This window comes from Agrobacterium sp. OT33 (assembly GCF_017313365.1).
GTDB classification, from domain to species: domain Bacteria; phylum Pseudomonadota; class Alphaproteobacteria; order Rhizobiales; family Rhizobiaceae; genus Agrobacterium; species Agrobacterium rhizogenes_A.
Genome location: NZ_JAFLMZ010000008.1, coordinates 1 through 14,592, shown reverse-complemented (window position 1 = coordinate 14,592; position 14,592 = coordinate 1). Strand labels below are relative to the sequence as shown.

Genomic DNA, 14,592 nt, shown 5'->3' with positions numbered 1-14,592 from the left:
TGACGGAAGAAGGATAACTGGACGCTCGACCGCAGGTGAAACGAAGCAAGGAGAAGATGCCAGATGTTAGCCGTCTTCATCCGGCGTCTCGTCAGTCTCGTCATCACGCTGTTTGCCGTTTCCCTCATCATCTATGTCGTCATGGGCCTGCTGCCGGGCGATCCGGCCGCCATCATGCTCGGCACTTCGGCAAGCCCCGATACGCTGGCTGCCCTGCAGAAGCAGATGGGCCTCGATCAGCCGCTGCCGCTGCGTTACCTCCACTGGCTGGCCGGTGTCTTCCGGGGTGATCTCGGGCAATCCTATACCTATGGCGTGCCCGTGGCGGGCCTGATTGTCGAGCGGCTGGCCGTTACCCTGCCGCTCGCCCTGCTTGCGGTTTGCCTGTCCGTTGCCATTGCCATTCCTCTCGGCGTGGCGGCGGCGCGGAACCGCAACGGGGCGCTGGATTTTGCGGCCGGGCTGTTTTCGCATGTGGGCATTGCCGTGCCGGGCTTCTGGGTCGGGCTGCTGCTCATCATCGTTTTTTCCACCACGCTCGGCTGGATGCCATCAGGTGGTTTTCCCGGCTGGACGCCGAGCTTTTCGGCAGGGCTTGTGGCGCTGGTGCTGCCGGCAATCGCCCTGGCGCTGTCGCAGGCCGGGGTTCTCACCCGTGTCTGCCGTTCCGCCGTGCTGGAAGTGATGAATGAGGATTTCGTGCGCACCGCCCGCGCCAAGGGCCTGAGCGAGCGGGTGGCGCTGTGGCGGCATGCGGTTCCGAATGCGATGATCCCCGTTGTCACCATGATCGGCCTGCAATTCACCTTTCTGATTGCCGGCGCGGTGCTTGTCGAGAATGTCTTCAACCTGCCTGGCCTCGGGCGGCTTGCCTATCAGGCGCTGACCCAGCGCGACATCGTCGTCATGCAATCTGTCGTGCTGTTCTTCTCGGCGCTGGTCATCATCATGAATTTCGTGGTCGACATCGCCTATCTCTTCATCGATCCGAGACTGCGGGCAGGTGCGCGATGATGCGATTTATCCGCCGCCGCCCGGCCTTCGTCGTCGGCATCGCCGTCACCGCCTTCCTCGTTGCCCTTGCCCTTCTGTCGCTGGTCTGGACGCCGGTTTCGCCGACCAAGATGCAGATCGTCCAGAAGCTGAAATCGCCATTCGTTTATGGCGGTCTCGGCACGGATCATTTTGGCCGCGATGTGCTGTCCATGCTGATGGCCGGCGCGTGGAATTCACTCTCCACCGCCATCGCCGCCGTCGCCATCGGCGCGTCTGTCGGCACGGCGATTGGCGTTGCGGTTGCGGCCCTGCGTGGTGTCACCGAAACCGTGGTCATGCGCGTCTGCGATATCATCTTCGCCGTGCCGCCCATCCTTTCGGCCATGATGCTCGGCGCTTTCATCGGCACGGGGCGCTTCACCGCCATCATTGCCATCGCCACCTTCATGGTGCCGGTGTTTGCGCGGCTGACGCTGGGGGCCGCACTGCAGATATGGGCGCGGGAATACATAACCGCCGCCACCAGCATCGGCCAGAACCGCGCCAAGATCACGCTTTTCCATATCGTGCCGAATATTTCCAACCAGATCATCGTGCAGGTGACGATCCAGCTCGGTCTTGCGATATTGACGGAAGCGGGCCTTTCATTCCTCGGTCTCGGCATGCCGCCACCCGCCGCCACCTGGGGGCGAATGCTCGCCGATGCCCAGACCTACCTTGGCGCGGCACCCTGGCTTGCCATCATGCCCGGCCTTGCAATTGCGCTTGCCGTCTTCGGCCTCAATCTTCTCGGCGATGGCCTGCGTGACCTGCTCGACCCGCGCGATACCAGCTGACCGTTTCAAGCCGATATCGCCCCTATTTCCTGTTTTTCTGACGAGACGATGCCATGACCGATCTCATAGACCTCAACACGCTCGAAATTCTGGCGCTTTACCGGGAGAGGAAACTCTCGCCATCGGAATATTGGCAGGCCGTGGAAGTGCGCATCGATGCTTTCGAACCGGTGGTGAACGCGCTTTACGCCTATGATCCGGAAGATGCTCGCAGGCAGGCGCTGGCCTCGACGGAACGTTGGCAAAAAGGCGAAACGCTCGGGGCCCTCGATGGAATTCCGGTCTCGCTGAAGGAACTCATCGCCACGAAGGGCCACCCGGTGCCCCTTGGCACAAAGGCGGTGGAACTGGTGCCTGCGGCTGAAGACGCGCCGGTGGCAGCCCGATGCCGGGAAGATGGCGCGATCCTCTATGCCAAGACGACCTGCCCGGATTACGGCATGTTATCGTCAGGCCTTTCCAGCTTCCACAAGCTCAGCCGCAACCCGTGGGACCCCACCCAGAACCCCGGCGGCTCCAGCGCTGGCGCGGCTTCAGCAGGCGCTGCGGGTTATGGTACGCTGCATATCGGCACGGATATTGGCGGCTCGGTGCGGCTCCCGGCCGGGTGGACCGGGCTCTTCGGCTTCAAGCCGAGCCAGGGCCGCATCCCGGTCGATCCCTATTATACCGGCCGCTGCGCCGGGCCGATGACCCGCACCGTTGTTGATGCCGCCTATGCCATGGCGACGCTTTCGCTGCCCGACTGGCGCGACGGCACATCACTGCCGCCGAACAATATAGACTGGATGGACCTCGATATCGATGTGAAGGGTTTGAGGATCGGCCTGATGCTGGATGCCGGCTGCGGCCTGCCGCTGGATGAAGAGGTACGAGATGCCGTGCTTTCCGCCGCGAAACTGTTCGAGGCGGCCGGCGCTATCGTCATTCCGGTTGAGCCAGTGTTGACGCGCGAGATGCTGGACGGGCTGGATGATTTCTGGCGGGCGAAGTTCTGGGGCGATATGGCGGCGTTGAGCGATGAGCGCCGTGCGGTGATCCTCCCCTATATCCTTGAATGGGCGGAGAAAGGAGCGGAGGTTAGCGGTTCCCGTGCGGTCTTCGGTTTCAATCAGACGATGGAAATGCGCAAGACCTGCGGGCGGCTGATGCAGACAGTGGATGCGGTTATCTCGCCCACCAATCCCATCGTCTCCTACCCGGCCGACTGGGCCTCGCCCACCAATGACCCCTCGCGACCCTTTGAACATATCGCTTTCACGGTGCCGTGGAACATGTCGGAACAGCCGGCATCCTCGATCAATTGCGGCTTTTCGACATCCGGCATGCCGATCGGCCTGCAGATCGTCGGTCCCCGTTACGAGGATCTGTTCGTGCTCAAACTGTCCAGGGCCTTCGAGGACTGGAGCGGTGGTGTGCGGCGCTGGCCGAAGCCACCGCAGGCCGGCTGATCCCATCTTTATCGGCCATGTAGTATTGCCATAATACCCGCATCTCGATCCTGCCTGTTAGGGTGCCCAAAGGCATTCGAAAACGGGAGGAGCAGACATGCCGAAGAAGATTTTGATGATCACCGGCGATTTCGCCGAGGATTATGAGACCATGGTGCCGTTTCAGACGCTGCTCGCTGTCGGCCACACGGTTCATGCCGTCTGCCCCGGCAAGAAGGCGGGCCAGACCATTGCCACTGCTATTCATGATTTCGAGGGCGACCAGACCTATTCGGAAAAACGTGGCCATAATTTCGCGCTCAACGCTACCTTCGCCGATATAAAGGTTGCCGATTACGATGCGCTGGTCATTCCCGGCGGCCGCGCGCCGGAATATCTGCGGCTCAATGCGGATGTGCTCTCGGCGGTGAAACATTTCTTCGAGGCCGACAAGCCGGTGGCCGCCGTCTGCCACGGTGCGCAATTGCTGGCGGCTGCCGGTGTGTTGAAGGGACGCACCTGCTCGGCCTATCCCGCCTGCCGTCCCGAGGTCGAGCTTGCGGGCGGCAACTATGCCGATATCGCCATCGATGCGGCCGTTACCGATGGCAAGCTGGTGACGGCGCCCGCATGGCCGGCGCATCCGGCCTGGCTTTCGCAATTCATGGCCGTGCTCGGCAAATAAGGCTCGCGAAACGGGGCTTTTTCCGGCCCCGTTTTCCGCCTATCTTTCAGGCGTGGTGAGGGAGGAAACCATGTGCAAGCTTTTCATCAAGGCAGACCCCACGCTTTGGGAAAGCCATACGCGGTCGCTCAGGATCGACGGCATGGTAACAAGTGTGCGGCTTGAGAACTTCTTCTGGACGACGCTGGACGAGATCGCGCGCCGCGATGGCATGAACAGCGTGCAGCTCATCGCCAAGCTTTATAATGAATCGATTGATGCCGGGCACGACCTCGGTAATTTCACCTCGTTCCTGCGGGTCTGTTGCGGGCGGTATCTCGCGCTGCAGCTTTCCGGCGATATTCCGGCGCGGGCGGATATTCCGATTGCGGCGCTGGATGCGGACAGTATTCTCGATGCGGAGAAGGTGAATTACCACTAGGGCGCATCCCACTCTTTGTGCCGCGATACCCTCCACCTCATTCCTGTGCTTGTCACAGGAATCCAGCCGACGCGCGTCTGCGCGACGGGGAGAGTCCTTTCAGCCCAAGGACTTGGGCTGGCTGGATCCCTGTGACAAGCACAGGGATGAGGGAAGGGGAGCACTCAGCTCTTCAGCGCCCGCGGATCGAGCGCATCGCGCACCGCATCGCCGATGTAATTCACACTCAGAACCGTCAGTGAAATCGCCAGCCCCGGCCACAACACACGTGACGGCGTCAGTTGCAGGAAGTTGGCACCATCGAACAGCAGCCGTCCCCAGGTCGGAAAGTCGGAGGGGAAGCCGAGACCGAGGAAGGAGAGCGCCGATTCCGTGATGATGGCGGCGGCAATACCGAGCGTGGCCGAGACCATGATCGAACTCAGCACATTCGGCAGGATGTGCCTCAGAATGATGCGATATTCGCGCATGCCGCTCGATTTCGCCGCCATGATGAATTCCTGGCTTTTGATCGTCAGCACATCGCCGCGCACGATACGGGCGGTGTGCATCCAGCTGGTTATCCCGATCACGAAGACGATCAGGATGAAGATGCCGGTTTCCGGACCGAAGGCCGCGCGCAAGGTATCGCGAAACAGCATCAGGATGACGAGCAGCAGCGGCAGAAGTGGCAGGGCGAGGAACAGGTCGGTCAGCCGCATCAGCGGCCCGTCGAGCCTGCGGAAATAACCTGACAGCACCCCCACCAGCGTGCCGAGAAACAGCGCCAGCAGCATGGCGGTGATGCCGACGGCAAGCGAGATGCGCCCGCCGGCCAGCACCTGCGCCAGCATGTCCTTGCCGAGATTGTCGGTGCCGAAGGGATGCGCAAGCGATGGCCACTGGTTGCGTTCCTTCACATTGATGGCGTTCGGCGCGACGGTGTGGATATAGGGGCCGACATAGACCGCAAGCAGGATGAAGACGAAGACGAAGAGCCCGGCCACCCCGCCCTTGTGAACGCGGAACTGTTTCCAGATATCGGCAAGGGCGGATTGCGTGGGGGTGGCCGCAACCGTCGGCGCTGCGATGGTGGCGTCAGTCATAGCGGATCCTCGGGTCGAGAATGCCGTACAACACGTCGGCAATCAGGTTGAAGAGCACGATCAGCACCGCGAAAATGAAGGTCAGCGTCTGCACCAGCGGAATATCCGCGCCCTGAACCGCTGTTATCAGCAATTGGCCAAGCCCGTTCACGCGGAAGATTTGCTCGGTGATGATGGCGCCGGAAAAGATGGTCGGCACGCCGAGTGCAATCACGGTCACAACAGGGATCAGGCTGTTGCGCAGCACATGGACGAGCAGGACGGATTTTTCCTTCACGCCTTTTGCCCGCGCGGTGCGCACATAATCCTGATGCAGATTATCGAGCATGGAGGCGCGCACGAAGCGGCTGATCTGCGAGACATTGTAGAGCGTCAGCACCAGCACCGGCAGAAACATCTGCTTCACCTGCGCCACGAAGCTTGCCCAGTCCGAGACCCTCAGATTGGTGTCGTAAACAGAAGGGAACCATTGCAGATAGGAGCTGAAGATGACGACCAGCAGCACGCCGGTGAAGAAGGTCGGAACCGAATAACCGACCATGGAAACGAAGGTGCCGATCTGGTCGAAGATCGAATATTGCTTATAGGCGGAGATGACGCCGATCGGGATCGCCAGCAACGCGCCGAAGAGATAGGCGAGGCCCACCACCCACAGCGTCTGCGGCATGCGCTGAATGACGAGATCAACCACCGGGCTGCGGGTGGCCCAGGAAAGCACCCGCATGCGGCTGCCATCGCCGATCTGCCAGCCGGTCAGCTTTTCGAAGAGGTTCAAAGGTTCGTTGATGAAGAACTGCTGCAGCCACATCAGGTAACGGATGAAGAAGGGCTGGTCGAGGCCAAGCGAGGCGCGGATCTGCTCGCGCACTTCAGGCGGTATGGTCAGCGGCAGGTCGCCGGTCGGGTCGTTAGGCGCAAGATCGAGCAGCGCGAAGATGACGAAGCTGATGACGAGCAACGTCGGTACGGCAAAGGCAAGCCGCCGGAGCGTAAAGGTAAACATCTGAAACTCTCCAGACCCAGAGCGCGGCCGGACGAAAATTGGGAACGTTTTCGCCTTGGCGCGGCAAATGTGTCTTCAGATCATGGTCCAGGGGCATGCAGAAGGCCGGCCCCTTGCAAAGAGGCCGGCGCATCTGCGTGTTACTTCTTGCGGGACCAGTCCGCGACGTTCCAGAGTTCCGAATCCCAGGCATTCATGCGAACGCCTTCCAGCGTCAGCGAATGCGAGGAAACGCTGCCGCGGTGGATGAGTGGAATATGCGCACCTTCCTCCGTCAGCATGTCATTGAGCTGCTTGGAAATCTCTCCGCGCTTGGCAAGGTCGGCGGTCTTGGAGAGGTCACCCACCAGCTTGTCGAATTCCGGGTTGCAATAACGCGGAATGTTCTGGCCCTGCCAGCCATTTTCAGGGGCCGGGATTTTGTCGCACAGCCACTCCGCCAGATATTTTTCCGGGTCCGTGCCGTCGAAGTTGTTGGTGTACATTTCGACGTCGGCATAGAACTTCTGGAAGGTATCCGGGCTTGCCGGATCGCCGCCGAAGAAGACCGAGGCGCTGACATTGCGCAGTTCGGAGGCAACGCCGATCTGCGACCACATGTCCTTCACCAGTTCCTGTGTGGCCTGGCGAACCGAGTTGGTGGAGGTCTGGTAGAGGAAAGAGAGCTTCACGCCATCCTTGGCGCGGATGCCATCGCCACCCTTCACCCAGCCGGCATCGTCCAGCAGCTTGTTTGCGCCTTCCACATCCTGCTTCAGGCACCAGCTGTCATTCTTGGTGGAAGCGAAGGCTTCCGGAGCCGGCACGATGTTGCAGGTCGGCTTGCCCGCTTCGCCATAACCCGCTTCGTCGATGATATCGCGGTCGATGGCGAGCGACAATGCACGGCGCACGGCGGGATCGGAAAGGGCCGGGTGCGGGCCGCCCTGCTTGGTGGAGCGCTTGTCGCCCAGCGAAGGATCGGGATTGTACCAGTTGAGATTGATACGCTCGACCTGGGTGCCGAAGGCGGTTTCCAGCTTACCCTTGCCGGCGGCCACCATGGTGGCGAGGATTTCCGGCTCCACCTGCATGTTCCAGGCATAGTCGAATTCGCCGGTTTCCAGCACGGCGCGCGCGGCGGAAGCGGCATCGCCGCCGCCCTTCAGGGTCGCCGTGGCGAAGGCCGGCTTGGCGGGGTCGCGATAATTGGTGTTGGCGACGAAGCTGATCACGTCATTCGGCTTGAAATCCTTGACCACGAAGGGGCCGGTGCCGATGGGACCGAAATTGGCGGATGTGCAGCCGGGTGCGGCAGCGCCGACGCAGTTTTCAAACTGCTTCTTCTGGATGACCGGCGACTGTGCGCCGACGAATGCGGAATAGGGGTAAGGTTTCGGTTCGGTGAAGCTGATCTTGACGGTGTGGGCGTCGACGGCCTCGACATTTTTTACGCCCTCATATTGCGCCGCCTGTGCGCAGCCGCCATCCGGTGCGAGGCAATATTTCCAGGTGAAAATGACGTCCTCGGCGGTGAACGGTGTGCCATCCGACCATTTCACGTCGCTTTTCAGCTTCCAGGTCATGCTGAGCAGATCCTTCGCGACGCCGCCATTGTCGATCGTCGGAATTTCGGTGACCAGCATCGGCACCAGTTCGCCCTTTTCGTCGTAACGCGCCAGCGGCTCAATCACCATGGACGAGCTGTAGACTTCCTTCGTGCCAGCGGAAAGGTAAGGGTTAAGTGTCGATACGGCCTGCCAGAACAGGATTTTCAGTTCGCCGTCACTGCCGCGCTCGGCATGGGCGGCAGAGCCTGCGAGAGCCATGGCCGCCACCGTGCTGGCAAAGAGAACGCTGCGCTTCTTCATCGTGGTTTTTCCCCTTTTTGGATTTTATCTGTTTGAATGTTTGACGCTTTTCCTGTCGTCATATGCAAGGTCTTTTATTATAAGTATTTGACTTTGCTAAGGAATACTCCTCCATTCCAGATGATGCTATTGTCAGTTTTTTTGAAAAGCAAGCCCCAAACTCTTATTGATGAACAAAATTTGAGCCATTCGGCTTTCGGCCTATTTTTCGCTCATGCAGCAAAATTCATGCTTGCAAAACGAGAAATTCCAGACGCAATATGGCGTCCGACAACCCGGCGGGGAACAAAAAAGGGAAAAAGAGAATGCCGATATTGAACCGTGTGGCTGAAATGCAGGAAGAAGTTGCCGGCTGGAGGCGCCATCTGCATGAACACCCGGAACTGCTCTACGATGTCTACGAAACATCGAAATTCGTAGCCGAAAAACTGAAATCCTTCGGCTGCGACGCAGTCGAGACCGGCATCGGCAAGACCGGTGTGGTCGGCATCATCAAGGGCCGCCATGGCGATGGCCCGACCATCGGTTTCCGCTCCGACATGGATGCGCTGCCGATCCTCGAGACCAGCGGCAAGCCCTGGGCTTCGAAGACGCCGGGCAAGGCCCATTCCTGTGGCCATGACGGGCACACCGCCATGCTTCTGGGTGCGGCGCAATATCTGGCCGAGACCCGCAATTTCAAGGGTTCCGTGGCCGTGATCTTCCAACCCGCCGAAGAGGGCGGTGCGGGTGCGCTCGCCATGTTGAATGACGGCATGATGGAGAAATTCGGCATCTCGCAGGTCTATGGCATGCATAACGAGCCGGGCATTCCCGTCGGGCAATTCGCCATCCGCAAGGGTTCGACCATGGCGGCGGCGGATAGTTTCGAGATCGTCATCACCGGCAAGGGCAGCCATGCGGCCGCCCCGCATCTCTCCATCGATCCGGTGCTGACCTCGGCGCATGTCATCATCGCTTTGCAATCCATCGTCTCGCGGGAGACGGACCCGCTGAAATCGCTGGTCGTCACCGTCGCCACCACCCATGGCGGCACAGCCGTCAATGTCATTCCCGGTGCGGTGACGCTGACGGGAACGGTGCGCACTTTGCTGCCGGAAACCCGCGATTTCGCCGAAAAGCGCCTGAAGGAAGTGGCGACCGCCACCGCCATGGCGCATGGCGCGACCGTAGAGGTGAAATATCATCGCGGTTATCCCGTCACCTTCAACCACAGTGATGAGACTGAATTTGCGACCGGCGTGGCCATGGGCGTGGCGGGTGCGAACGCCGTCAACACCAATCCCAACCCGCATATGGGTGCCGAGGATTTCTCCTACATGCTGGAAGCCCGCCCCGGCGCCTTCATCTTCATCGGCAATGGCGATACCGCCGGGCTGCATAATGCGGCCTATGATTTCAACGACGATGCGCTGCCTTACGGCATCAGCTACTGGGTTTCGATGGCCGAAAAGGCACTTGCTGCGTAAGACATCCGGCGGCCCTCGTGGCCGCCTTCTGCTTTTCAGGAGATCGGCATGCTTTTGGCGGCGACATCAATGGAACAGACCGGCGGTTCAGTCAGCCCGGTTTTATCGGTTCAGAATCTCACCACATCCTTCCGCGTCGATGGCGGCTGGAAATCCGTGGTCCGCAATATGAGTTTCGAGATCGCGCCGCGCGAAACGGTGGCGATCGTCGGTGAGAGCGGCTCGGGCAAAAGCGTCACCTCGCTCTCCATCATGCGCCTGCTCGATAAAAAGACGAGCCGCATCGAAGGCAAGGTCATGCTCGGCGGGCGCGACCTGCTGGCGCTGCCGGAAGAAGAGATGCGCAAGGTTCGCGGCAAGGACATTTCGATGATCTTCCAGGAACCGATGACTAGCCTCAATCCGATCTTCCCGATCGGCAAGCAGATCGCCGAAGCGTTGACCGTGCATCAGGATATTTCCTCGTCGGCCGCCAAGGCTGAGGTCATCCGTCTGCTGGAGAAGGTTCGTATTCCCAATGCGAAGAACCGTTTCGACGATTATCCGCACCAGTTTTCAGGCGGCATGCGCCAGCGCGTGATGATCGCCATGGCGCTCGCCTCCAAACCGAAGCTGCTGATCGCCGACGAGCCCACAACGGCGCTGGATGTGACCATCCAGGGCCAGATTCTCGACCTCATCAAGCAATTGCAGGAAGAGGAGGGCATGTCGGTCCTGTTCATCACCCATGATATGGGTGTGGTGGCGGAAGTGGCGGACCGTACCATCGTCATGTTCCGTGGTGATGTCGTGGAAACCGGCACCACCGACGATATCTTCCATCGCGGCCACCATCCCTATACGCGTGCTTTGCTTTCGGCGGTGCCGAAGCTCGGTTCGATGAAGGAAAGGGCGCTCCCGGCGCGTTTCCCGATCATCGATATCAAGACCGGCGAGAGCCAGCCTGTGGTCGAGGTCAAGGACACTGTTTCCGGCGGCCGCACGCCCATTCTCTCGGTCAGGGACCTGACGACCCGTTTCGATATCCGCTCCGGTCTTTTCGGCCGTAAATCCGGCGCCGTACATGCGGTGGAAAAAGTCTCCTTCGATCTGGCCGAGGGCGAGACGCTGTCGCTGGTCGGTGAATCCGGTTGCGGCAAATCCACGACGGGGCGGTCGATCACCCGGCTGATCGAACCGACATCCGGCAATGTCATGCTTGACGGTTACGAGGTGCTGAAGCTCGACAAGACGACGCTGCGCACCATGCGCCGCAGCGTGCAGATGATCTTTCAGGACCCCTTCGCATCGCTCGATCCGCGCATGAGCATCGGCACGGCGATCATGGAACCCTTTATCGAGCATCGCCTAGGAACCAAGCAGCAGGCGCGCGAAAAGGCGGCAGACCTGATGGAAAAGGTTGGTCTCAACCCGGATATGATGCGGCGTTTTCCGCATGAGTTCTCCGGCGGCCAGCGCCAGCGCATCGCCATTGCCCGCTCGCTGATGCTCGATCCCAAGGTCATCGTCGCCGACGAGGCGGTCTCTGCGCTCGATGTCTCGATCAAGGCGCAGGTCTGCAACCTGCTGCTCGACCTGCAACAGAGCCTCAACCTCGCTTTCCTGTTCATCAGCCATGATATGGCGGTGGTGGAGCGCGTCAGTCATCGTGTGGCGGTGATGTATCTTGGCGAGATCGTCGAGATCGGCCCGCGTGCGGCGGTTTTCGACAATCCGCAGCATCCCTATACGAAAAAGCTGATGTCCGCCGTTCCGGTGCCGGACCCGGCGCGGCGGCAGATCCGGCGCAATATGGCGACCGACGAGATCAAAAGCCCGATCCGACCGGTGGATTATGTGCCGCCGCAGCGCCATTACCGCGAGGTTTCAGCTGGGCATCTGGTGCAGGAAGCGGCGTGATTGAGGGTACGGGCATAAACCCAGCATCGTCACCCCGGACTTGATCCGGGGTCCAGCGCGATCAAGTCCTTGATCGCGAAAGACTCTTCTCACGGCGCAGACGCGCCGTGGCTGGATTCCGGCTCAAGGCCGGAATGACGGAAAAATAACGACACGGACGTATAAGCCGTCAGTCACTGATCCACCGTTCCTCATCCGCCGTTTGACAGCCGCCGCAAAAAAATGCCAGCAAATGCTCAAGCATAATTCTGAGAGGGCAGCGGCATGGCCAGACGAAACGACGCACATGGACGGCTGGACGATGCGGCCCGTGCCGGCTGGCTTTATTATGTCGCCGGCCGCACACAGGATGAGATCGCCGCCGCCATGGGTATTTCCCGGCAGTCGGCACAGCGGCTGGTGTCGCTCGCCGTGGCCGAGCGGCTGATCAAGGTCCGGCTCGATCACCCCATCGCCGCGTGTCTGGAAAAAGCCGAACGTCTGAAAGAGAAATTCGACCTTAGATATATCGAGGTGGTGCCGAGCGATCCTGCCGGCGTCTCCTCGACCGTCGGCATTGCCGAGGCCGGGGCGGCGGAGATCGAGCGCTGGCTGAAAAATGCCGATCCCATCGTGCTCGCCATTGGCACCGGCCGTACCTTGAAGGCCGCTGTCGACCAGCTGCCGCCGATGGAATGCCCGCAGCACCGTATCGTGTCGCTGACGGGCAATATCGGCCCGGATGGATCGGCCGCCTATTATAACGTCATCTTCAGCATGGCCGATGCCATCAAGGCCCGGCATTTTCCGATGCCGCTGCCGGTCCTGTGTTCTTCTGCGGAAGAGCGCGAATTGCTGCACGACCAGTCCATGGTGCGCTCCACGCTGGCGCTGGGGTCCGCCGCCAATGTCACCTTTGTCGGGGTCGGTGAACTCGGCGAAAACGCGCCGCTCTGCGTCGATGGTTTTCTGGGTGTCGATGAGATGAAGGCCCTGATGGCCAGCGGTGCAGTCGGCGAGATCTGCGGCTGGATGTATGATGCCAATGGCCGCATTCTTGAGCACTCCGTCAACGAGCGGGTCGCCTCCGTTCCCATCCCTTCAAGAGACACCTGCACGGTCATCGGCATGGCGCAGGGTGTCCGCAAGCACGCCTCGATTCTGGCGGCGCTGAGGGGTGGTCTGCTGAACGGCCTCATCACCGATGAAGTGACGAGCGAATTTTTGCTCACCCATTGAGCAAAAATTAATCCAATAAAATCAGTCGGTTGATTTTTCCATGTGCGTCGCAGCACAGGATGTCGCTTGACTTTTTTGCTCGTGAGGTGAGTAAATGCCCCAGAGCAAAGCGAATGCTCATCATTTTTCTTCTGGGAGGAAGATATGACATTGAAGACCATTTTGCTGGGCGCATGCTCGGCCCTCGCCTTTACCACCCTTGCTTCCGCTGAAACGCTGACCATCGCCACCGTCAACAACGGCGATATGATCCGCATGCAGGGGCTGACCTCCGACTTCACGGCAAAGAACCCGGACATCAAGGTCGAATGGGTAACGCTTGAGGAAAACGTCCTGCGCGAGCGCGTGACGACCGATATCGCCACCAATGGCGGCCAATACGACATCATGACCATCGGTAACTACGAAGTGCCGATCTGGGCCAAGCAGGGCTGGCTGCTGCCACTCGAAAAGCTCGGCGACAAATACGATGTCGATGACATCCTGCCGGCCATCCGTGGCGGTCTTTCCGCCGAGGGCAAGCTTTACGCAGCACCCTTCTACGGCGAATCCGCCATGATCATGTATCGCAAGGACCTGTTTGAAAAAGCCGGCCTGAAGATGCCTGAGAACCCGACCTGGGAATTCATCGGCGACGCCGCCCGCAAGATTACCGACCGCAAGGCCGATATCAACGGCATGTGCCTGCGCGGCAAGGCCGGCTGGGGCGAAAACATGGCGTTCATCAGCGCGCTCACCAACTCCTTCGGTGGCCGCTGGTTCGATGAGAACTGGAAACCGCAGTTCGATCAGCCGGAATGGAAGAGCGCGTTGCAGTTCTATGTCGATCTGATGAAGGATGCCGGTCCGTCGGGCGCTTCCTCCAACGGCTTCAACGAAAACCTGACGCTGTTCCAGCAGGGCAAATGCGGCATGTGGATCGATGCCACGGTCGCTGCCTCCTTCGTGTCAAACCCGAAGGATTCGACCGTTGCCGACAAGGTCGGTTATGCGCTCTTCCCGACGCATGGCGAACTGAAGAACCACGGCAACTGGTTGTGGTCCTGGAACCTTGCCATCCCGAAGAGCTCGCAGAAGGCGGAAGCTGCCGAGAAGTTCATCGCCTGGGCAACCAGCAAGGACTACACCACGCTCGTCGCTTCCAAGGAAGGCTGGGCAAACGTGCCTCCGGGCACCCGCACCTCGCTTTACAAGAACGCCGACTATGAAAAGGCCGCAGCCTTCGCCAAGCCGACGCTTGCCGCCATGGATGCTGCCGACATTACCAAGCCGACTGTAAAGCCCGTGCCTTACACCGGCGGTCAGTTTGTGGCGATCCCTGAATTCCAGGCGCTCGGCACCACTGTCGGTCAGCTGTTCTCGGCGGTCGTTGCCGGTCAGTCCAGCGTTGATGATGCGCTTGCGGGCGCCCAGTCGACTGCGACGCGTGAAATGACCCGCGCCGGTTACATCAAGTAATCCTCCCGAAGATCGCTGTCCGGCTCCCGTGCCGGGCAGCGAACACTCCGGGTCGGAAGCCGCCAGGCGGCTCTAATGCCTTTCAAATCAAAATAAGAATGAGTCGGTTCTTCCGGATATGCCGGGCGCATGTCGTGACGCCTGTACCCAAGGGGAGGTGAGTGCAATGGCAACTCGAAACACGAGCGGTCTGGCGCGGGTGATGCTTGCGCCATCGGTGCTGTTATTGCTGGTGTGGATGA

Annotated in this window: 12 protein-coding genes; 9 read left to right on the top strand and 3 right to left on the bottom strand. The window is 60.2% G+C overall.

Translation table 11 applies throughout. The features are described 5' to 3' along the window. The first annotated feature begins 63 nt into the window (after positions 1–63). The 5 genes from JZX88_RS18660 to JZX88_RS18640 all read left to right on the top strand — a co-directional run bounded on the left by JZX88_RS18660 (position 64) and on the right by JZX88_RS18640 (position 4,368). Positions 64–1,014 carry an ABC transporter permease gene (locus JZX88_RS18660; protein WP_206914397.1) on the top strand — a complete coding sequence of 317 codons (951 nt, stop codon included), beginning with the start codon at positions 64–66 and terminating at the stop codon, positions 1,012–1,014. Next, positions 1,011–1,832: an ABC transporter permease gene (locus JZX88_RS18655; RefSeq protein ID WP_206914396.1), complete on the top strand. Its 822-nt coding sequence runs from the start codon at positions 1,011–1,013 to the stop codon at positions 1,830–1,832. Before JZX88_RS18660 ends, JZX88_RS18655 begins: the two co-directional genes overlap by 4 nt. Positions 1,833–1,885: 53 nt before the next feature. Then, the gene (locus tag JZX88_RS18650; protein WP_206914395.1) at positions 1,886–3,283 is read left to right on the top strand and encodes an amidase; all 1,398 of its coding nucleotides are present in this window, start codon (positions 1,886–1,888) and stop codon (positions 3,281–3,283) included. A 97-nt stretch (positions 3,284–3,380) separates the two neighbouring features. Beyond that, positions 3,381–3,947, top strand: coding sequence for a DJ-1/PfpI family protein (locus JZX88_RS18645; RefSeq protein WP_206914394.1), 567 nt, complete (start codon positions 3,381–3,383; stop codon positions 3,945–3,947). A gap of 70 nt (positions 3,948–4,017) precedes the next feature. Beyond that, positions 4,018–4,368 carry a ribbon-helix-helix domain-containing protein gene (locus JZX88_RS18640; RefSeq protein WP_206914393.1) on the top strand — a complete coding sequence of 117 codons (351 nt, stop codon included), beginning with the start codon at positions 4,018–4,020 and terminating at the stop codon, positions 4,366–4,368. Between the two features lie 164 nt (positions 4,369–4,532). Here the strand turns inward: JZX88_RS18640 and JZX88_RS18635 are convergent, their stop codons facing one another. From JZX88_RS18635 to JZX88_RS18625, 3 genes are all read right to left on the bottom strand, one after another. Further along, positions 4,533–5,453: an ABC transporter permease gene (locus JZX88_RS18635; RefSeq protein WP_142842834.1), complete on the bottom strand. Its 921-nt coding sequence runs from the start codon at positions 5,451–5,453 to the stop codon at positions 4,533–4,535. Beyond that, positions 5,446–6,456: an ABC transporter permease gene (locus JZX88_RS18630; protein WP_174032583.1), complete on the bottom strand. Its 1,011-nt coding sequence runs from the start codon at positions 6,454–6,456 to the stop codon at positions 5,446–5,448. Before JZX88_RS18630 ends, JZX88_RS18635 begins: the two co-directional genes overlap by 8 nt. Before the next feature lie 140 nt (positions 6,457–6,596). After that, positions 6,597–8,306, bottom strand: coding sequence for a peptide ABC transporter substrate-binding protein (locus tag JZX88_RS18625; RefSeq protein WP_206914392.1), 1,710 nt, complete (start codon positions 8,304–8,306; stop codon positions 6,597–6,599). Between the two features lie 305 nt (positions 8,307–8,611). Between JZX88_RS18625 and JZX88_RS18620 the strand changes: the two genes are divergently transcribed. From JZX88_RS18620 to JZX88_RS18605, 4 genes are all read left to right on the top strand, one after another. Next, positions 8,612–9,775, top strand: coding sequence for a M20 aminoacylase family protein (locus JZX88_RS18620; RefSeq protein WP_110758383.1), 1,164 nt, complete (start codon positions 8,612–8,614; stop codon positions 9,773–9,775). A gap of 48 nt (positions 9,776–9,823) precedes the next feature. Beyond that, entirely contained in the window at positions 9,824–11,674 is a 1,851-nt protein-coding gene (locus JZX88_RS18615; protein ID WP_142859068.1) for an ABC transporter ATP-binding protein, read from the top strand. Positions 11,675–11,938: 264 nt separating this feature from the next. Then, positions 11,939–12,892 carry a sugar-binding transcriptional regulator gene (locus JZX88_RS18610; RefSeq protein ID WP_206914391.1) on the top strand — a complete coding sequence of 318 codons (954 nt, stop codon included), beginning with the start codon at positions 11,939–11,941 and terminating at the stop codon, positions 12,890–12,892. 144 nt (positions 12,893–13,036) lie between these two features. Further along, positions 13,037–14,350, top strand: a complete 1,314-nt coding sequence (locus JZX88_RS18605; protein ID WP_113083493.1) for a sugar ABC transporter substrate-binding protein — start codon at positions 13,037–13,039, stop codon at positions 14,348–14,350. The last annotated feature ends 242 nt before the right edge of the window (positions 14,351–14,592 follow it).